Source organism: Hydrocoleum sp. CS-953 (assembly GCF_002260545.1).
Lineage (GTDB): Bacteria > Cyanobacteriota > Cyanobacteriia > Cyanobacteriales > Microcoleaceae > Trichodesmium.
On sequence record NZ_LGSU01000036.1, the window covers coordinates 1 to 1,403 of the forward strand.

1 protein-coding gene is annotated in these 1,403 nt (G+C 32.0%); it reads left to right on the top strand.

Features of this window, described 5'->3' with window-relative positions; translation table 11 throughout:
• Window positions 1-187: 187 nt before the first annotated feature.
• Window positions 188-1,333: an MFS transporter gene (locus AFK68_RS00150; RefSeq protein WP_094670688.1), complete on the top strand. Its 1,146-nt coding sequence runs from the start codon at window positions 188-190 to the stop codon at window positions 1,331-1,333.
• Window positions 1,334-1,403 lie beyond the last annotated feature (70 nt).

The window sequence follows — 1,403 nt, forward strand, 5'->3', positions numbered from 1 at the left end:
ATACTATACCATCTACTATGCAATACCAAGAAGAGTCTTTATTTTTCATTTTAACGACCTCAATAAGNCCGAAAAATACTATACCATCTACTATGCAATACCAAGAAGAGTCTTTATTTTTCATTTTAACGACCTCAATAAGTTAATTTTTCGATAGTAAAAAAAATGCTCAATTTATAGCTTTAAGATGAAGAAAAAACAAATGTTAGCTCTTGGGTTACATCGACTTGCGGTAGCTATGGTAGCTAGAGGTTTATCTCCTCTATTACCAATATATGCAATATATTTAGATGCTAATTCCCAATTAGTAGGTTACTATATGTCTTTTTTGCAAATTGCTTTAATTACTGGGAATTTTTTGGGTGGTTGGTTAGGAGATAAACTGGGAAATAAAAAAATCTTGCTTATTGCTAGTACCGTAGCTAGTATTCCTACTATCTGGTTAATAGGTCAAGTTAATAATATTTGGCAACTAGCTACATTGACAAGTATTGTTTGGTGTTTTTATCTCGGTATTGGCATTAATCTTAATATTACTCTAGTAGGTTTATTAACTGTGCCAAAAGAAAGAGGAAAAGTATTTAGCATATTTTCTGTTGTAGCAGCTTTGGCTGGATTATTAGCAGGTTTAACATTTGGTCCTGTTGCCGATTTATGGGGTTATTCGACTATGTTTAAATTTGTTTGTTTGTTTTCTTGCTTTTTTGCTTTATCGGAATTATTTTTAGAGGATAAACCTATTTCTAATACTCCCTTAAAAGAGAAAATAACTGAACATTCAAGCAAAAAATGGTCGAAAGAATTTTTATTGATGCTGATAGCTACTTTAATAATGGGGTTAGTTTCTTTTGGCGGTAATTTAGGTCTTTCTTTGGCTATGAACCAGCAAGGTTTTTTGTTGAGACATATTTCTTTTGTGGCGGGTTTCAGTGCTAGTATTTCTTTTTTATTTTCCCCTCTAAGTGGTTGGATGAGCGATAAATTTGGTCACAAACCAATATTAATTTCATGTTATTTAATAGGTGCATTGGGAATTTTTTCTCTTGCTAGTGCAGTATCTCTATGGCAATTTTATTTGGCTGCTTGTGGAATATCTTTTTTGTCTTATGTTGCTTTGGGTCCTAGTTCTGCTTTAGTAGCAGATTTAGTTGCTCCAGATTTTTTGGGAAGAGGTTTTTCTCTGTTTAGAAGTGCACTCCGAGTCGGAGGAATTATTGGATTTACTTTTACTGGTGGTCTGATTGAAAAAATCGGAATAAGTTTAATATTTGTGTTGGAAGGATTCATTTTAATTGTTGCAGTTGGTTTATTAATTCCTAATTTTCGTGAGTAGGGGAGTATTCAAAAATTAATAATTAACAATTAACAATTAATAGTTAATAATTCCCTCTTCTGTAATATAG